The 19,358-nt window shown below is 73.4% G+C and carries 10 protein-coding genes; 8 read left to right on the forward strand and 2 right to left on the reverse strand.

Annotated features, from left to right (window positions below):
• Window positions 1-442 precede the first annotated feature (442 nt).
• Genes glgX through BS73_RS14930 form a run of 3 tightly spaced genes read left to right on the forward strand, consistent with a single transcriptional unit; the run spans window position 443 to window position 4,220 of the window.
• Window positions 443-2,848 (forward strand): glycogen debranching protein GlgX, encoded by a 2,406-nt coding sequence (gene glgX, locus BS73_RS14920; RefSeq protein ID WP_084704076.1) that lies wholly within the window; start codon window positions 443-445, stop codon window positions 2,846-2,848.
• Between the two features lie 32 nt (window positions 2,849-2,880).
• A complete protein-coding gene (locus BS73_RS14925) occupies window positions 2,881-3,432 on the forward strand; it encodes a sigma-70 family RNA polymerase sigma factor (RefSeq protein ID WP_051939953.1) in 552 nt (183 codons plus the stop codon).
• Window positions 3,429-4,220 carry an anti-sigma factor family protein gene (locus BS73_RS14930; RefSeq protein WP_037572683.1) on the forward strand — a complete coding sequence of 264 codons (792 nt, stop codon included), beginning with the start codon at window positions 3,429-3,431 and terminating at the stop codon, window positions 4,218-4,220. The genes BS73_RS14925 and BS73_RS14930 overlap by 4 nt, the downstream gene beginning before the upstream one ends.
• Before the next feature lie 42 nt (window positions 4,221-4,262).
• On the opposite strand, the gene BS73_RS14935 is transcribed toward BS73_RS14930, so the two are convergent.
• Window positions 4,263-5,894: a purple acid phosphatase family protein gene (locus tag BS73_RS14935; RefSeq protein WP_235215417.1), complete on the reverse strand. Its 1,632-nt coding sequence runs from the start codon at window positions 5,892-5,894 to the stop codon at window positions 4,263-4,265.
• 121 nt (window positions 5,895-6,015) lie between these two features.
• On the opposite strand from BS73_RS14935, the gene BS73_RS14940 reads away from it, so the two are divergent.
• The 3 genes from BS73_RS14940 to BS73_RS14950 all read left to right on the forward strand — a co-directional run bounded on the left by BS73_RS14940 (window position 6,016) and on the right by BS73_RS14950 (window position 11,366).
• A complete protein-coding gene (locus BS73_RS14940; RefSeq protein WP_084704077.1) occupies window positions 6,016-8,010 on the forward strand; it encodes an ABC transporter ATP-binding protein in 1,995 nt (664 codons plus the stop codon).
• 3 nt (window positions 8,011-8,013) lie between these two features.
• The gene (locus BS73_RS14945; protein WP_037572689.1) at window positions 8,014-9,852 is read left to right on the forward strand and encodes an ABC transporter ATP-binding protein; all 1,839 of its coding nucleotides are present in this window, start codon (window positions 8,014-8,016) and stop codon (window positions 9,850-9,852) included.
• A gap of 239 nt (window positions 9,853-10,091) precedes the next feature.
• Complete coding sequence (locus BS73_RS14950; protein WP_051941434.1) at window positions 10,092-11,366, forward strand: enolase C-terminal domain-like protein; 1,275 nt, start codon at window positions 10,092-10,094, stop codon at window positions 11,364-11,366.
• A gap of 187 nt (window positions 11,367-11,553) precedes the next feature.
• Here BS73_RS14950 and glgP read toward each other — a convergent pair whose 3' ends face one another.
• On the reverse strand, window positions 11,554-14,283 hold the full coding sequence (glgP, locus tag BS73_RS14955) for an alpha-glucan family phosphorylase (protein ID WP_037579682.1): 2,730 nt from the start codon (window positions 14,281-14,283) through the stop codon (window positions 11,554-11,556).
• Between the two features lie 1,085 nt (window positions 14,284-15,368).
• On the opposite strand from glgP, the gene BS73_RS14960 reads away from it, so the two are divergent.
• Together BS73_RS14960 and treS are read left to right on the forward strand one after the other, a co-directional pair.
• Complete coding sequence (locus tag BS73_RS14960) at window positions 15,369-17,435, forward strand: alpha-1,4-glucan--maltose-1-phosphate maltosyltransferase (protein WP_084704079.1); 2,067 nt, start codon at window positions 15,369-15,371, stop codon at window positions 17,433-17,435.
• Window positions 17,432-19,135 (forward strand): maltose alpha-D-glucosyltransferase, encoded by a 1,704-nt coding sequence (gene treS, locus BS73_RS14965; protein ID WP_037572695.1) that lies wholly within the window; start codon window positions 17,432-17,434, stop codon window positions 19,133-19,135. The genes BS73_RS14960 and treS overlap by 4 nt, the downstream gene beginning before the upstream one ends.
• The last annotated feature ends 223 nt before the right edge of the window (window positions 19,136-19,358 follow it).

Genomic DNA, 19,358 nt, shown 5'->3' on the forward strand with positions numbered 1-19,358 from the left:
TCCCCTCCCGGTTCCGGACCCCGCTGCGACGCATCTACTAGAACGCACGGTCGCACCGCGTCAGTTGCGGCTGAGTGCAGGATTCTCGTGCAGACGCCCGCGCTGCCAGTAGACGCCCGGCCAGAACGGCGGGGGGCGTCCCGCGTAGTGCGGTTGCGCTGCGGTGATAGTGAGAATATCCGGCTTTCCCGGGCATGGGGGCGCCGGATAAGCGTGGAGAGGGTTCGGGACCGAGTTGTTACGAATCACGGAAACGGGAGGGCGGCCGGCGAGGCCGGAGGACGGGCGCCGCCCCTCCCGGCCCGGGTCCGCACCCGCGTCTCCGCCCCCGCTTCCGGCCCGCACGCCACCGCTCGGCGACGGCCCGGGGGTGAGGACACGTCAGCGCGGGAACCACTAGGTCACAGGCGGGGAACGGGACCCCCGCGGGCGGAGGACACCGATGACGGCGTGGCAGGGTGCCGAACCCACCGACGGACAGACCCCGGCCGACCGCTCGCCGCGGCCGTCCAGCCCGCCGCTCCCCCCACCGCACCCCCAGCCACCCGCCCGCCCGCAGCTGCCCACCGGGCAGCCCCGGCTGCACCTGGTGCCCCCGGCGGAGTTCGACACCGGCCCCGCCCGGCCGCCCGGCCAGCCGCCGGACCCGTACGCCCCCGGCGACCCGCCGTGGCCGGGCAGCTGGCAGCCGCTCGGCGCCCGCTACCACCTCGGCCCGGACGGCCGGCCGGGCACCAACTTCGCGCTCTGGGCGGCCGGGGCCGAGGAGGTCGAGCTCTGCCTCTTCGACGAGGAGGGCCGGGAGACCCGCTACCCGCTGACCGAGCAGACCTTCCAGACCTGGCATGGGCACATACCCGGGGTGCGCCCGGGCAGCCGCTACGGCTTCCGGGTGCACGGCCGCTGGGACCCCTGGACGGGGGCCCGCTGGAACCCGGCCAAGCTGCTCCTCGACCCCTACGCCCGGGCGGTGGACGGGGACTTCGCCCTGCCCCCCGAGGTGTACGGGCACGTCAGGGACTGGCCAGAGCAGGAGGTCGCGGACACCGTCCGGGACGACCGGGACTCGGCCCCGTTCGTCCCCAAGTCGGTGGTGGTCCACGACGAGGACGACTGGTCGGACGACCGCAGGCCGAAGACCCCGTGGGCCGACACCGTCCTCTACGAGCTGCACGTCCGCGGCTTCACCAAGCGGCACCCGGACATCCCGCCGGAACTCCGCGGCACGTACGCGGGCCTGGCCCACCCGGCGGCGGTCGAGCACCTGACCCGGCTCGGGGTGACCGCGGTGGAGCTCCTCCCCGTGCAGCAGTTCGTCAGCGAACCCCACCTCAGCGAGCGGGGGCTGCGGAACTACTGGGGCTACAACACCATCGGCTATTTCGCCCCGCACGCGAGCTACGCGGCCACCGGCACCCGCGGGCAGCAGGTGACCGAGTTCAAGCGGATGGTCCGCACCCTCCACGCGGCCGGGATCGAGGTGATCCTGGACGTCGTCTACAACCACACCGCGGAGGGCGGCCAGCTCGGCCCGACGCTCTGCTTCCGCGGCGTCGACAACGGCGCCTACTACCGCCTCAACCCCCACGACCGGCGCGGCTACGCGGACTACACCGGCTGCGGCAACACCCTGGACGCCCGGCTGCCGCCGGTGCTCCGGCTGATCACCGACTCCCTCCGCTACTGGGTGGCCGAGATGGGGGTGGACGGCTTCCGCTTCGACCTGGCGGCGGCGCTGGCCCGCGGGCCGCACGAGGTCGACTTCCTCACCCCCTTCATGGCCTCGGTCTCGCAGGACCCGCTGCTCAGCCGGGTGAAGCTGATCGCCGAACCGTGGGACATCGGTCCCGGCGGCTACCGGGTGGGCGGCTTCCCGCCGCTCTGGACGGAGTGGAACGACCGGTTCCGGGACGGGGTGCGGGACTTCTGGCGGGGCGCCCGCCGGGACGTCCGCGAGCTGGGCTACCGGCTCTCCGGCTCCTCCGACCTCTACCAGCTGGGCGGCCGCCGCCCGTACGCCTCGGTCAACTACATCACCGCCCACGACGGGTTCACGCTGCGCGACCTGGTCTCCTACAACCACAAGCACAACGAGGGGAACGGTGAGGACAACCGGGACGGGACCGACGACAACCGGTCCTGGAACCACGGCGCCGAGGGCGAGACCCGCAACCCGGCGGTGCGCGGGCTCAGGCGCCGCCAGCTGCGCAACCTGATGAGCACCCTGCTGCTGGCCACCGGCGTGCCGATGCTGCTGGCCGGCGACGAGATGGGCCGCACCCAGGGCGGCAACAACAACGGCTACTGCCAGGACAACGAGACCGGCTGGATCGACTGGTCGCTGCGCGAGGACCCGGAGTGGGCTGCGCTGCTCGACCTCACCCGGCGGCTGGTCCGGCTCCGCCGGAACCATCCGGTGCTGCGCCAGCGGGCCTTCTTCTCCGGCCGGCCCAGCCATCCGGGAGGGCTCCGCGACCTGGCCTGGTTCACCCCCGCCGGGACCGAGATGACCGAGGAGGACTGGTTCGCGCCCGGCCGGACCATCGGGATGTTCCTCTCCGGCCGGGACATGAGCGAGCCCGATCCGCTGGGGCGGGAGGTCAGGGACCGCTCCTTCCTCCTGCTGCTGCACGCCGCCGCCCACCAGACCCGCTTCACCCTGCCGGACGCCCGCTGGGCGGACGGCTACGAGCTGCTGGTCGACACCGCGCGGGAGGACCAGGCCGAGCCGCCCGGCGACCGCCATCCGGCGGGCGCCAGGATCGCGCTGGCCGCCCGCTCGGCGCTGCTGCTCTGTTCGCTCCCGGCGGCCGGGGACGGCGGAGGAGACGACGGCGCGGCGGGTTGAACCCGAAGTGACCGAGCGGCGTACTGAGGGGCGTGGAACAGTCCGCCGGCAGAGGACCCAACGGCCAGGCCTTCCTGTGCGCGCTCTACGCGCAGCACGGCCGGGTCCTGCTCGGCTATGTCCGGCGGCGGGTCGGCGGCGACCACCAGCGGGCCGAGGACATCGTCCAGGAGACCTTCCTCCGCGCCTGGCAGCACCGCGACTCGCTGGACACCGAGCGGGCCGGGCCGTGGCTGCACACGGTGGCGCACAATCTGATCGTCTCCTCGTACCGGCGGGCGAGCGCCCGGCCGACCGAGACCCCGCTGGGCGAGGAGGAGCCGGGCGGAGCACCGGGCCGGCCGGTCGTCGACGGCGACGAGCAGCTCGACCGGATGCTGGAGGCCTGGCAGCTGTCCGAGGCGCTGCGCGGGCTGCGGCCCGAGCACCGGGAGGCGCTGATCCACGTGTACTACCTGCGGCGGACGGTGGCCGAGACCGCCGAGGAGCTCGGCATCCCGCCGGGGACGGTCAAGTCCCGCTGCTACTACGGGCTGCGGGCGCTGCGCAATGTGCTGGAGGAGAAAGGGGTGACGTCGCGATGAGCACCGGCTACGGCGAGGCGGGCGGCTGCGCGGAGAGTGTCGCGCTCGGCGCGTACCTCCTCGGAGCGCTCTCCCCGGAGGAGCGGCAGCGGATGGAGCGGCATGTCGCCGGCTGCCCGATCTGCCGTGCCGAGATCGTCCAGCTGGCGCCGCTGCCGGGCCTGCTGAGGCACACCCCGTTCGAGGAGCTGCCGGAGGCGGCCTCCGCGGCGGGCGCGCTGCACACCCCGGCCCGGCCGGCCGCGCCGCCACCGGCCGCCGAGCCGGCCGGGCCCGGACCTGGGCCCGGCACCGTCACCGTCGCCACCCCCGGCCCCGGTCCTGGCCCCAGCCAGCACCGGCGACCGGCCCGGCCCTCGCGCCGGGTCCTGGTCGGGGCGGGGCTCGCGCTGGCCGGCGCCGCCGCGGGCGCCGGACTCTTCGCGGGCCTCGCCGGCCACGGCTCGAACGGCAGCCCCGGCCAGGCCGGCGGACGGGTCACCGCGACCCTCACCGGCACCGACCCGAGCACCCACGTCTCCGCGACCGCCGCGCTCTCCCCCGAGGCATGGGGCACCTGGATGAAGCTCACCCTCAACGGCCTCCCCGCGGGCACCACCTGCCACATGGTGGTCCACTCCCGCGAGGGCGGCACCGAGACGGCGGGGACCTGGGGCTCGGGCTACTCCTCGTCGGCGACGGTCCCGGCGTCCACGTCCATCAGCCCGTCCGACATCAGCTCCCTGACCGTCCTGGACGCCACCGGCAGGACCCTGGTGACCCTGCCCCAGACGCCCGCGGGCTCGTAGCGGGCCGGGCCCGCGACCGCGCCGCAGGCGGTCGGCGGCCTCTCAGCCGTCGCTGCGGCGGCGCTGGAGGACGAAGGTCTCCAGCGGGGCGATCGCCCCGTCCGGCTGGGCCACCGTGTAGTAGGTGACGTGCAGCCGAGTGGTGTCCCCCGGCCGCACCCCGGGGTCGAGGGTGAACGCGGCGAAGCCGTAGGAGTGGTCCGCGTCGCGGACGCCGACCCACGGGGCGTCCTCGTAGGTGAAGACCGACGGGCGCTTGCCGTTGGCGCCGACCGGGCCCACCGAGGTGATCACCTTCGCCTTGGCCGGGGAGAAGAGGGTCTGGTTGCTGGGCGCGTTGGTGCCGCCCCCGCCGAGGACCATGTGGACGGTGCCCTTGCCGGTGTCCATCACGTCGGTGGCGGTGGAGACCGGGTCGGGGGTGAGGGTCTCGCTGCCCCTGACCACGCCCCGCACCGGCAGCGAGCGCTCGTAGTGGTGCTCGTGGCCGCAGACCACCAGGTCCACCCCGTACCGGTCGAAGAGCGGGCCCCACTGCTGACGCACCCCCAGGTCCGCGCCGTTGAAGTCGGCGGAGGAGATCACCACCTGGTGCATGCAGACGACCACCCAGTCGATCGAGCGGTCGGCCCGGGCCGCCTTCAGGTCGCGCTCCAGCCAGGCGCGCTGGGCGCCGCCGCTGTACCCGTGGACGTAGGAGTCGCCGGCGTCCTGGAGGGCCACGTCGTCGTTCTGCAGCACCACCACGTGGACCGGGCCGACGGTGAAGGAGTACCAGAGGCCGGCCAGCTCGGGGGCGGTCGAGCCGTTCCCCGGGAGGGCGAACCGGGCCTGGTAGCCGGCGTAGCCGATCGGGCCGTTGCCCTTCTCGTCCTCGTGGTTGCCGGCCGCCGGCATCCACGGGCGGAAGCGGGCCGAGCGGGAGTTGTTGGCGTGGAAGGCCTGCCAGGTGCGCAGCCGGTCGGCGTCCAGGTTGGCGTAGCAGAGGTCGCCGTTGAGGAGGTGGAAGAGCGGGTCCACCTGCTCGATCCCGGCCACGATGTCGGCCGAGGCGGGCGAGCCGATGGCGGTGTCGGTGGCGCTCCAGCCGCCGCTGCCGTTGGACTTCCAGGTGGTGTTGGGCACCGACTGGTCGCCGAAGCTGGTGAAGGTGAACGGCCGGCGGCCGGTCGGCGCGGTGCGGAAGGTGCCGGCGTCGGCCCGGCCGCCGTCGTGGAGCGCCGCATAGGTGTAGTAGGTGTCCGGGCTGAGCCCGGTCAGCCGGGCGTGGTGGAGGTGGACCGTGCGGCCGCTGGCGCCGTCCGTGTAGGTCACCGTCTCGGCGGCGACGGTACGGCCGAACCCGCCCTCCGCGGAGCCGTACCGCACCCTGGGCCGGCGGACCGGGCCGTCCGTCGACCAGGAGGCGGTCATCTCCCGGGCCGGGTCCTGGCCGAAGGTCAGATGGAGGCCCTCCACCGGCGGGGCGCCGAGCGCCTCCGGCCGGGTCAGCAGCAGCGGGCTCCGCGGCGCCGCCGCCTGTGCCGGGCCGGCGCCCGCGGCGACCGCCGCGGCCCCGCCGGCCCCCGCGACGAGCAGCCCGCCCGCCAGCCTCAGCGCGGACCGCCGGTCCGCGACCGACCCGTCCCCCGCGCCCTGCGCGCCCTTCGCGTCCTTCACGTCTTCGTCAGCCACGCCCGTCACGGTAGGAGCGCCGGTGTGAAGGCGGGTGAACTCCGGACGACGTCCGGTCGAACAGCTCCGCCCCGGGAAATTCTGTGGTGACTGTCAGACCCCGGTCGTACGCTCACCAACGATGTCCTCTCTTACGCAGACGCCGCCGCCCGCAGGAGAACCGGCCTCAGAGGGGAGGGACGGGGGAGATGCCCAGAGCGAGGAAGGACGACCGGCCGCCGTAGTCGGCCACGGCCTCACGCCGGAGCAACGCCCGGGCACGGTAAGCGCGTTGCGCAGGCTCGCGCCGTACGCCCGGCCGGCCAGATCCCGGATCCTCGGCTCCGGCACCGCCGCGCTCCTCGCCTCGGCCGCCGGACTGGTCGTCCCGCTGGTGCTGAAGCAGCTGATCGACGGGCCGATCGCGCACGCCGGCCGCGACTCCCTCCACGGGCTGCTGCTGCCCGCCCTGCTGGTGCTGGGCCTCGGGGTGGCGGAGGCCGCGTTGTTCGGCCTCCGCCGGCACCTGACCGCCCGCGCGCTGCCGCGGGTCGAGGCGACCATGCGGCAGGACCTCTACGCCAAGCTGCAGCGGCTGCCGGTCGCCTTCCACGACAAGTGGCCGTCCGGGCAGTTGCTCTCCCGGGCGATCAGCGACCTGGCGACGATCCGTCAGTTCCTCGCCTTCGGGCTGATCTTCCTCTTCGTGAACGGCACCACCTTCCTGATCGGGATCGCCGTGCTGCTCGCGCTGGCCTGGCCGCTGGGCCTGGTCACCACCGCGTTCGCGATCCCGCTGGTGTGGCTGTCCGCGGTCTTCGAGACCAAGTACCGGGTGGCCACCCGGCGCTCCCAGGACCAGGTCGGCGATCTGGCCACCCTCACCGAGGAGTCGGTGCTCGGCATCCGCGTCCTGAAGGCCTTCGGCCGGCACCGCACGATGGCCCGCCGGTTCCTCGCCCAGGCCGAGCGGCTGCGCCGGACGGAGCTGTGGAAGGTCCGGCTGATCGCCTCCATCTGGTGCGTGATCGTGGTGCTGCCGGAGACCGCGATCGGCGTCGCGCTGGCGATCGGCGTCGCCCAGGTCGCCCACGGTGCGCTCACCACCGGGACGCTGGTGGCGTACTTCTCCACGGTGATGGCGCTGCGCTGGCCGGTGGAGTCGATCGGCTGGCTGATCGCCCAGGCGAACGACGCCGCCTCGGCGGCCACCCGCTACTTCGAGGTGCTGGACGAACCCGAGCCGTTCAGCGAGGACGAGGCCTACCAGGAGACCGGCGGCGACGCCTCCACCGCCGGCGCCCGGCGGGGCGTCCTCGCCTTCCACGGCGTCGGCTTCCGCTACCCCGACGCCCCGCCGGACAGCGCGGACCTGCTGCGCGACGTCGACCTGGAGATCCGCCCCGGCGAGACGATGGCCCTGGTCGGCGCGACCGGCTCCGGCAAGACCACGCTCACCTCGCTGATCCCGCGGCTCTACGACCCCACCCGGGGCCGGATCACCGTGCACGGCGCGGACGTCCGAGCGCTGCCGCCGACCCGGCTGCGCGAGCTGGTCTCGGTGGCCTTCGAGGACCCGGTTCTCTTCTCCGCCAGCGTCCGGGACAACGTCGCGATGGGCGCCGCCGACCCGGACGAGAAGGCGGTCCGCAGAGCCCTGCGGATCGCCCAGGCGGACTTCGTGGACGAGCTGCCTGAGGGTCTGGACACCCAGGTCGGCGAGCAGGGGCTGAGCCTCTCCGGCGGGCAGCGGCAGCGGCTCGCGCTGGCCCGGGCGGTCGTCGGCGCCCCGGAGTTCCTGGTCCTCGACGACCCGTTGTCCGCGCTGGACGTCCATACCGAGGCGCTGGTCGAGGAGGCGCTGCGGCAGGTGCTGGCCACCACCACGGCGCTGGTGGTCGCCCACCGCCCGTCCACCGTGCAGCTGGCGGACCGGGTGGCACTGCTGGAGGACGGGCGGATCACCGCGGTCGGCACCCACACCGAGCTGCTGGCCTCCTCGGCGGCCTACCGCACCCTGATCACCACGCCGGAGTCCGGCCGCCCGTCCTCCCCCGACGCTCCCGACTCCCGCGACGCCCCCGGCTCCTCCGACGCCCCCGACCCCCTCACCTCCCTCGCCGACCAGGAGTCCTGACCGATGTCGACCGCCGTCGCCACCGCGACCAACAAGGCCTGGGAGGACCAGGACGTCCCCAAGCGGCGCGGCCTCGCCGGGGCTCTGCTTCGCTCACTGATCGGCCCGCACCGCCGGGCGGTGACCTGGGCGGTGGTCCTCGTCCTGATCGAGGAGGCCGCCGCGCTCGCCGGTCCGCTGCTGGTCTCGCTGGGCATCGACTGGGCGCTGCCCGCGCTGATCCGGCACGGCGACTACCTGCCGCTGATCGCCACCGCCACCGCGTACGTCGCCTGCGGGGTCGGCAGCGGGCTGCTGAAGATGTCCTTCATGCGGCTCTCCGGCCGGGTCTCCCAGGACGTGATGATCGACCTGCGGGCCCGGATCTTCCGGCACGCCCAGCGGCTCAGCCTGGACTTCCACGAGCACTACACCTCCGGCCGGCTGATCTCCCGCTCCACCAGCGACCTGGACTCCCTGCAGACCCTGCTGGACATGGGCCTGGACGGCCTGGTCACGGTGGTCCTGACGGTCGGTTACACGGCGGTCCTGCTGGTCTTCCTGGACTGGCGGCTCGGCCTGGTCACGCTGGCCTCCTTCCTTCCGCTGTGGTTCGCCACCCGCTGGTTCCGCCGCTACACCCGGACCGTCTACCGGCGCAGCCGGGTCGCGGTGGCCCGGGTGATCGTCAAGTACGTGGAGACCATGAACGGCATCCGCGCCGTCCAGGCCTTCCGCCGCGAGCGGCCGAACGAGAGCGAGTTCAAGGAGCTCAACGAGGCCTACGCCAAGGCCAACTCGGACTCCATGGTGGCCTTCGCGGTCTACTCGCCGGCCGTCCGGCTGCTGGGCAACCTCACCGTCACCGGCATCCTGGTCTGGGGCGCCGTGCGGGTGGTCCACGGCTCGCTCGAGCTCGGCACGCTGACCGCGTTCGTGCTGTACATCCGGCGGCTGTACGACCCGCTGGACCATCTGGCGATGTTCCTCAACGCGTACCAGTCGGCCTCCGCCGCGCTGGAGAAGATCGCGGACCTGCTGGCCGAGGAGCCGACCGTGCCGGAGCCGGAGCGCCCGCTCTCGCTCCCGGCCCGCGCGGAGGGCTCGGCGCCCGGCCGCGAGCTCCTCTTCACCGACGTCTCCTTCTCCTACGACGCGGGCTCCCGCGAGACCCCCGTACTCCCCCGCTTCGACCTGCGGATCCCGGCCGGCCAGACGGTCGCGGTGGTGGGCGCGACGGGGGCCGGGAAGTCCACCCTGGCCAAGCTCCTCACCCGGTTCTACGACCCGGTCGAGGGCCGGGTCCTGCTGGACGGCGTCGACCTCCGCCGCCTGGAGACCGCCGAACTCCGCCGCGGGGTGGTGATGGTGACCCAGGAGTCCTTCCTCTTCTCCGGCACCATCGCGGACAACATCGCGGTCGGCCGGCCCGGCGCGACCCGCGAGGAGGTCGTCGCGGCGGCCGCGGCGATCGGCGCCCACGAGTTCGTCGAGGCCCTTCCGGAGGGGTACGACACGGACGTCCGCAAGCGCGGCGGCCGCATCTCGGCGGGCCAGCGCCAGCTGGTCTCCTTCGCCCGGGCGCTGCTCGCCGACCCTGCGGTGCTGGTCCTGGACGAGGCGACCTCCTCGCTGGACATCCCCGGGGAGCGCGCGGTCCAGTCCGCGATGCGCACGGTGCTGGCCGGCCGCACGGCGGTGATCATCGCCCACCGGCTCTCCACGGTGGAGATCGCGGACCGGGTGCTGGTGATGGCCGACGGCCGGATCATCGAGGACGGCACCCCGGCCGAGCTGATCTCGGACCGCGGCGGCCGGTTCGCCCGCCTCCATCGCGCCTGGCGGGAGAGCCTGGTGGCCTGACCGGCCCGGCGGACCGGGCAGCGGCGGCCTCCGGGTGCGGTGTGGGGGGGAGGCCGCCGGTCGGCACCGTCTTGACCATGCACGTCTACGTACATAGCCTGCGTACACATATATGTACAGCGTGGTCTCCGCCCCTCCGTCCGCGCACCACCCCCGGAAAGGACCACCCCGTGGCCGGCACCGCCAAGCAGCCCACCGTCACCGAGTTCTCCGTCCATCCCGTCGCCGGGCACGACTCGATGCTGCTCAACCTCTCCGGTGCGCACGGGCCGTACTTCACCCGCAACATCGTGGTCGCCCGGGACTCCGAGGGCCGGACCGGCCTCGGCGAGGTCCCCGGCGGTGAGGCGATCACCCGGACCCTGCGGGACGCCGAGCCGCTGATCATCGGCTCCCGCCTGGGCGACTACAAGCAGGTGCTCCGGCGGATCGGCGAGCGCTTCGGCGACCGGGACGCCGGCGGCCGCGGCGCCCAGACCTTCGACCTCCGCACCACCGTGCACGCCGTCACCGCCGTCGAGTCCGCGCTGCTCGACCTCCTCGGGCAGCACCTGGAGGTGCCGGTGGCCGCGCTCCTCGGGGACGGCCAGCAGCGCGAGTCGGTCCGCGTCCTCGGCTACCTCTTCTACGTCGGCGACCCCGACCGGACCGATCTCCCCTACCTCCGCGAGCCGGCGGCGGCCGACCTCTGGCACCGGATCCGCCGCGAGAGGGCGCTCACCCCCGAGGCGGTGGTCCGTCTCGCCGAGGCCGCCGAACAGCGCTACGGCTTCCGCGACTTCAAGCTCAAGGGCGGGGTGCTGCCGGGCGCGGAGGAGGTCCGGGCCGTCCGGGCGCTCAAGGAGCGCTTCCCCGAGGCCCGGATCACCCTCGACCCGAACGGCGCCTGGTCGCTCGCCGAGGCGGTCGAGCTGTGCCGGCCGCTGCTCGGCGTCCTCGCCTACGCCGAGGACCCCTGCGGCGCCGAGGACGGCTACTCGGGCCGGGAGATCCTCGCCGAGTTCCGGCGGGCGACCGGGCTGCCGACCGCCACCAACATGATCGCCACCGACTGGCGCCAGCTGACCCACGCGCTGGCCCTGCAGTCCGTCAGCATCCCGCTCGCCGACCCGCACTTCTGGACCATGCAGGGCTCGGTCCGGGTCGCCCAGCTGTGCAACTCCCTCGGGCTGACCTGGGGTTGCCACTCCAACAACCACTTCGACGTCTCGCTGGCGATGATGGCCCACTGCGGGGCGGCCGTGCCGGGGGCGTACAACGCCCTGGACACCCACTGGATCTGGCAGGAGGGCGCTGAGCGCCTGACCACGGCTCCGCCGGAGATCCGCGGCGGCGAGGTCGCCGTCCCCGCGGACCGGCCGGGGCTGGGCCTCACCCTCGACGAGGAGCGGCTGGCCGAGGCGGAGGAGCTGTACCACGCGAAGGCGCTGGGCGCGCGGGACGACGCGGCGGCGATGCGGTTCCTCGTCCCCGACTGGGAGTTCGACTCCAAGCGGCCCTGCCTGGTCCGCTGACGGGCGGCGACCGACGGCACGTCGGCGTCTGCGGCGCCGTAGTCGGTTGCCCGGGCCGTTCCCCGCGCCCCTGACCTGCCCCTCCGGGGCGCGAATCAGGGGCGCGGCGAACTGCGCGGCCCGCCGTCCGCGGCCTCGCAGACGCGCACGGACGGAGCGTTGCCGCCCGTGACGCGCCCACTATCCGCTACCGCAACACCCCCTCCGACATCCCCTCCGTCTCCGGCGGGAACGCCACAAGACCCAGCTCCGCCGGCGACGCCAGCGCCGGATGCGAAGGGAGGATCCGGACGGTGTAGCCGAACGGCCCGGTCCGGTTCAGCTCCAGCGGGCCCTCGTACAGGCAGCGCCCGTCCAGGTCCGGCCGCTCGGCCGCCGGCTTGAGCGAGACGACCGCGCCGTCCTTGATCCGGTCGGACTCGTCCACCCGCCCGGCGACCACCTGCACGTCCACGTCCCCGGGCGTCAGCCCGGCGAGGCTGACCCGCACCCGCAGCGGCAGCGAACTCCCCAGCTCCGGCGAGTCCGAGCCGCCCGCCGACTCCACATGGTCGACCCGCACCCCCGGCCAGGCCGCCCGCACCCGCGCCTTCCACGCGGCCAGCTCGCCCGCCCCGGCGTACCGCTCGGCGGCGAGCGCCCGCTGCGACCGCGCCGCCGGAGCGTACAGCCGGTCGACGTACTCGCGGACCATCCGGCCGGCCAGCACCTTGGGGCCGAGGGTGACCAGGGTGTGCCGGACCATCTCGATCCAGCGCCCCGGCAGGCCGTCCGCTCCCCGGTCGTAGAACCGCCTGGCGACCTGGTCCTCGACCAGGTCGTAGAGCGCGGCCGCCTCCAGGTCGTCCCGCCGCTCGGGGTCGAGGCCGTCCTCGCCGCCCGCGGAGCCGACGTCGATGCCGTTGCCGCCGGCCCCGTCCGGGCCCAGCGCCCCGCCCAGGCCGGTGCCCTCGGCGGTCGGGATGGCCCAGCCGTTCTGGCCGTCGAACCACTCGTCCCACCAGCCGTCCAGCACCGAGAGGTTGAGGCAGCCGTTGAGCGCCGCCTTCATCCCCGAGGTGCCGCAGGCCTCCAGCGGGCGGAGGGGGTTGTTCAGCCAGACGTCGCACCCCGGGTAGAGCCGCGAGGCCATGTCCATGTCGTAGTCGGGGAGGAAGACGATGCGGTGCCGCAGCTCGGGATCGTCGGCGAACCGGACCATCTCCTGGATCAGCCGCTTCCCCCCGTCGTCCGCCGGATGCGCCTTCCCGGCGACGACGATCTGCACCGGCCGCTCGGGGTGGAGCAGCAGCTTCCGCAGCCGCGCCGGGTCCCGCAGCATCAGCGTCAGCCGCTTGTACGAGGGGACCCGGCGGGCGAAGCCGATGGTCAGCACCTCCGGGTCGAGCGCCGAGTCGATCCAGCCCAACTCGGCATCCCCGGCCCCCCGCTGGTGCCAGGAGACGCGGAGCCGCCGGCGGGCCTCCTCGACCAGCTGGGCCCGCAGCCGACCGCGCAGCCGCCAGACGTCCTCGTCGTGGATCCCCTCGATCTCCCGCCAGCTGCGCTCCCCGCCGACGACCATCGCCTCCTCGGCGCGCTCGGCGCCGATCTCGCGGGCGCCCAGCCGCACCACGGCCGGGTCGATCCAGGTCGGGGCGTGGACGCCGTTGGTGATGGAGGTGATCGGCACCTCCTCGGGGTCGAACCCGGGCCACAGTCCGCCGAACATCGCCCGGCTGACCTTCCCGTGGAGGGTGCTGACGCCGTTGGCGCGCTGGGCGAGCCGCAGGCCCATCGCGGCCATGTTGAAGAGCTCGGGGTCGCCGCCCTCCCAGGTCTCCTCGCCGAGGGCGAGCACCTCCTCCACCGGGACGCCCTCCAGCGCGGCGTCCCCGGAGAAGTGACGCCGCACCAGCTCCCGGTCGAACCGGTCGATGCCGGCCGGGACCGGGGTGTGGGTGGTGAACACGGTGCCGGCCCGGACCGCTTCCAGCGCGGCCCCGGTCTCCAGACCGCGGTCGGCGACCAGCTCCCGGATCCGCTCCACGCCGAGGAAGCCGGCGTGCCCCTCGTTGGTGTGGAAGACCTCGGGGGCCGGATGGCCGGTGAGCCTGCAGTACGCGCGGACCGCGCGGACCCCGCCGATGCCGAGGAGCATCTCCTGGAGCAGCCGGTGGCCGCTGCCGCCGCCGTACAGGCGGTCGGTGACGTCCCGTTCGGTGGCGGCGTTGGAGTCCACGTCGGAGTCGAGCAGCAGCAGCGGGACCCGCCCGACCTGGGCCCGCCACAGCTGGGCGGTGAGCCGGCTGCCGCCGGGCAGGGCGAGGGAGACCGTGCAGGGGCTGCCGTCCGGCTCCCGGACCAGGGAGACGGCGAGCTCGTCGGGGTCGAGGACGGGGTAGCGCTCCTGCTGCCAGCCGTCCCGGGAGAGGGACTGCCGGAAGTAGCCGTGCCGGTAGAGGAGGCCGACCCCGATCACCGGCACGCCGAGGTCGCTGGCGGATTTGAGGTGGTCCCCGGCGAGGATGCCGAGGCCGCCCGAGTACTGCGGCAGGGCCGCGGTGATCCCGAACTCGGGCGAGAAGTAGGCGATGGCGGACGGGAGCTCGGTGCCCTCCTGCTGGAGTCTGTCCTGCTGGGCGCGCTGGTACCAGCGCTCGCCGAGGAGGTAGTCCCGGAGGTCGTCGGCGGCGTCCTGGAGGCGCCGGAGGAACCGGCGGTCGGCGGCGAGGGCGAGCAGCCGCTGCGGCGGCACCTCGCCGAGCAGCCGCACCGGGTCCTCTCCGGTGGCGGACCAGACCTCCGGATCGACCGAGCGGAACAGCTCCCGGGTCTCGGGATGCCAGGACCAGCGCAGGTTGAGCGCCAACTCACCGAGCGCGTGCAGAGGTTCGGGCAGGACTGTGCGGACCGTGACACGACGGATAGCCTTCACCCGCCCGAAGATAGCCGTGCCGGGCGGGGGCGGGTCGAGAGTGCCCCGCCGGACGGGGCCCACACCTACACATCCGGCGGAGCCCGCTACCCGCCCATGGGGTGCGCGGGGGCGTACGCCGGGGCGCATTGACTCCGGGCACGCGACCCGAGACGGTGGAGGAAACCTGCTGCGCGGGTCACCGCGCGGTGCGAGGATCAGGAACCGCGGGATCTGTCGCACCGTCGGATCCCCGTACGCCCGTCCGGCCTCGACTGAGCGCAGGACACACCCCGCGTGTCCCCGGACCCGGTCCTCTCGTTTGGCAGTTCGGACGCGCCGAGCCCGGCCCACCCGCCCGGGGTCGGCCCGGTCCGGCCGCGTCCGCGGGCGGCCGGTCGCCGCCAGGGCATGCCGGGACTCCGGGCGTGCGGGCGTACGGGCGTGGGAAGGCTCTCGCAGTAGTCGTGGAGGGACCCTTCCGTACCCCCGTCCGACGTACCCGTCCCCCGGCACTTTCCCGTGCGGCCCGACACGCGGGCCGTGCGGCGGAGTCCGCCGCCGATCCCGGGCAGGAGAGCGGCCATGCAGCGACACCCCCATCAGCGGCCCGCCCATGAGCAGCGCCCGGCGGGCGCCGAGGCCGGACCGGAGGAGCCGGCCGGCGGGCCGGACGCCCCGACCGGGAGCCGGCCCGTGCCGCCGAAGTCCCCCGTTCGGAGGCTCCGGTGACGCTCGGTGACGGTTCGAAGGGCGGAAACGGACGATCGGCGCCAGGGTGTGAGGTAGCTGAAAGACCGGAGCCACCGGACGCGCCGTCGGCCGCACCCAGACCGAAGGCCGCCGGGGCGTCCGAGGAGCCCGCACGAACGGCGCGATCCGCGCGACCCGTGCGGCGGAAGCCCGCCCAGCCCCGGACCGGGGCCGGCGCGCGCTCCCGAAGCCAGTCCCCGACCGGGAGTTCAGCGAGCGCAGTGACCGCAGTGACCGCAGTGACCGCAGTGTCCGGAGCACCCGCAGCCGGCCCGTCCGCCACCCGAGCGGCCAGGGCCGGCCGAGCGGCCTCCGGGAGGCCCGACGACCACGACGACCACGAGAAGACACCCATGATCGGCCGAATCCCCATCCTCGACGTCGCACCGACGATCACCGTCGACACGGCGTCAGGTCCCGCGCCCCGCCCGGCGAAGGCGGTGACCGGCGAGCCCTTCGAGGTCTCCGCCACGGTCTTCCGCGAGGGCCATGACGCCATCGGCGCGAACGTGGTGCTGCGCGACCCCTCCGGACACTCCGCGCCGTTCACTCCGATGAGGGAGCTGGCGCCGGGCACCGACCGCTGGGGCGCGACCGTCATCGCCACCGCCGAGGGCGACTGGACGTTCACCGTCGAGGCCTGGTCCGACCCGATCGCGAGCTGGCGGCACGCCGCCGAGATCAAGATCCCGAACGCGGTCAGCGGAGGCCCGGGCGGAGACGTCGCCGACGCCGAGCTCACCCTCGAAGAGGGCGCGCAATTGCTCGAACGTGCGGCACAGAACGTCCCCAAGGAGGACGGCCGCCCGCACCTGCTGGCCGCCGCCGCCGGGATGCGGAACCGCTCGGACTCCCTCGCGGCCCGGCTGGACGCCGCCCTGGACCCGCGGGTCTCCGGGATCCTGGCCCGCCACCCGCTGCGCGAGCTGGTCACCGCGACCGCCCCGAAGCCGCTGCGGGTGGACCGCCCGCGGGCCCTCTTCGGCAGCTGGTACGAGCTCTTCCCGCGGTCCGAGGGCGCCACCCTGGACCCGCCTCGGAGCGGAACGTTCCGCTCCGCCGCCGAGCGGCTGCCGGCCGTCGCCGCGATGGGCTTCGACGTGGTCTACCTGCCGCCGATCCACCCGATCGGGCAGTCCTACCGGAAGGGCCCCAACAACACCCTGTCCGCCGGCCCCTCGGACGTCGGCTCGCCCTGGGCGATCGGCTCCCCCGAGGGCGGGCACGACGCGGTCCACCCGGACCTCGGCACCATCGAGGACTTCGACGCCTTCGTGGCCCGGGCCCGCGGCCTGCGTCTCGAGGTCGCCCTGGACTTCGCCCTCCAGTGCTCCCCCGACCATCCCTGGGTCGAGAAGCACCCGGAGTGGTTCCGGCACCGCGCCGACGGCTCGATCGCGTACGCCGAGAACCCGCCCAAGAAGTACCAGGACATCTACCCGCTCGACTTCGACCGGGACATGGACGGCCTGGTCGAGGAGTCGCTGCGGGTGCTGCGGCACTGGATGGCGCACGGGGTGCGGATCTTCCGGGTGGACAACCCGCACACCAAGCCGGTGGTCTTCTGGGAGCGGGTGCTCGGCGAGATCGCCAGGACCGACCCGGACGTGGTCTTCCTGGCCGAGGCCTTCACCCGGCCGGCGATGATGCGCACCCTCGCCAAGGTCGGCTTCCACCAGTCGTACACGTACTTCACCTGGCGCAACGACCGGGAGGAACTCACCGAGTACCTCAGCGAGTTGGCCTATGAGACGGCCGCGTACATGCGGCCGAACCTGTTCGTCAACACGCCCGACATCCTCCACGCGTATCTTCAGCACGGCGGGCGCCCGGCATTCGCCGTGCGCGCGGTGCTGGCTGCCACGATGGCCCCCTCCTGGGGGGTCTACGCGGGCTACGAGCTCTTCGAGAACGCGCCGGTGCGCCCGGGTTCGGAGGAGTACCTGGACTCAGAGAAGTACCAGCTGCGCCCGCGCGACTGGGGCGCCTACGAGGGCCCGGAGGCGGAGGGCCGCACCCTCGCGCCGTTGCTGGCATCACTGAACCGGTTGCGCCGCACGCATCCGGCATTGCAGGAACTGCGCAACATCCGTTTCCATCACCCCGACAACGGCCAGATCATCGCCTACTCGAAGCGCAGCGAACGCGGCACGTTCCTGGAGACCCCCGCCGACCCGGTCGCCGCGGCGGCCCCCGCCGGGGACACCGTGCTCGTGGTGGTGAACCTCGACCCGCGGCACACCCAGGAGACCACCTTGACCCTGGACATGCCCGCCCTCGGCCTCGCCGAGGACGACCGGCTCACCGCGCGCGACGAGCTGACCGGTGCCGTGTACGACTGGGGCCGGCAGAACTACGTCCGGCTGGACCCCACCCAGCAGTCCGCACACATCCTTACGGTTCGGAGGGCCCCTAAGTGATCGTGAACGAGCCGGTCCCGGACACCTTCGAGGACACCCCGCAGAAGGACCGCGACCCCGATTGGTTCAAGCGCGCGGTCTTCTACGAGGTCCTCGTCCGCTCCTTCCAGGACAGCAACGGCGACGGCATCGGCGACCTCCGAGGGCTCACCGCGAAGCTGGACTACCTGCAGTGGCTGGGGGTGGACTGCCTCTGGCTGCCGCCGTTCTTCGTCTCGCCGCTCCGCGACAACGGCTACGACGTCTCCGACTACACCGCCGTCCTGCCGGAGTTCGGCGACCTGGCGGACTTCGTCGAGTTCGTGGACGCGGCGCACGCCCGCGGCATGCGGGTGATCATCGACTTCGTGATGAACCACACCAGCGACCAGCACCCGTGGTTCCAGGCCTCCCGCAAGGACCCGGACGGCCCGTACGGCGACTACTACGTCTGGGCGGACGACGACAAGCAGTACGGCGACGCCCGGATCATCTTCGTCGACACGGAGACCTCCAACTGGACCTTCGACCCGGTCCGCAAGCAGTACTTCTGGCACCGCTTCTTCTCCCACCAGCCGGACCTCAACTACGAGAACCCGAAGGTCCAGGAGGAGATGCTGGCCGCCCTGCGGTTCTGGCTCGACCTCGGCATCGACGGCTTCCGGCTGGACGCCGTCCCCTACCTCTACGCCGAGGAGGGGACCAACTGCGAGAACCTGCCGGCCACCCACGAGTTCCTCAAGCGGGTGCGGACCGAGATCGACGCGCAGTACCCGGACACCGTGCTGCTGGCCGAGGCCAACCAGTGGCCGGAGGACGTGGTCGACTACTTCGGCGACTTCGAGGCCGGCGGCGACGAGTGCCACATGGCCTTCCACTTCCCGGTGATGCCGCGGATCTTCATGGCGGTCCGCCGGGAGTCCCGCTACCCGGTCTCCGAGATCCTGGCCAAGACGCCGAAGATCCCCAGCGGCTGCCAGTGGGGCATCTTCCTGCGGAACCACGACGAGCTGACCCTCGAGATGGTCACCGACGAAGAACGCGACTACATGTACGCGGAGTACGCCAAGGATCCGCGGATGCGCGCCAACGTCGGCATCCGGCGCCGGCTCGCACCTCTGCTCGACAACGACCGCAACCAGATCGAGCTGTTCACCGCACTGCTCCTCTCGCTGCCCGGCTCGCCGGTGCTCTACTACGGCGACGAGATCGGCATGGGCGACAACATCTGGCTCGGCGACCGGGACGCGGTCCGCACCCCGATGCAGTGGACGCCGGACCGCAACGCCGGCTTCTCCTCCAGCGATCCCGGCCGGCTCAACCTGCCGACGATCATGGACCCGGTCTACGGCTACCAGGTCACCAACGTCGAGGCGCAGATGAGCAACACCAGCTCGCTGCTGCACTGGACCCGCCGGATGATCGAGATCCGCAAGCTCAACCCGGCCTTCGGCCTCGGCACCTACTGCGAGCTGCCGTCCAGCAACCCGGCGGTGCTGGCCTTCGTCCGCGAGTACGGGGACGACCTGGTGATGTGCGTCAACAACTTCTCCCGCTTCGCCCAGCCGACCGAGCTGGACCTGCGGGTCTACGAGGGGCGCCACCCGGTGGAGCTGATCGGCGGGGTCCGCTTCCCCGCCATCGGCGAGCTCCCCTACCTCCTCACCCTGGCCGGCCACGGCTTCTACTGGTTCCGGCTACGCCGTCCGGAAGCGGGGTAGGCGCCCACACCTCGGGGCCCGGGCGGGGAACAACCGCCGAACGCACCCGCGCGCCGCACACGATCACCCGCCCGCAACGGAGGAAACTGGACAAACTCCGTAAAACCGGCAACGCCCACACCCCGCGGAAGGGGAGCCATGTCGTCCCACACCGACAACCCCCGCACCACCGCCACCGCCACCGCGACCCCCGCGCCACGGCCCCCACCGCCCCGGACACCGG

It is taken from the genome of Phaeacidiphilus oryzae TH49, from assembly GCF_000744815.1.
GTDB lineage: Bacteria > Actinomycetota > Actinomycetes > Streptomycetales > Streptomycetaceae > Phaeacidiphilus > Phaeacidiphilus oryzae.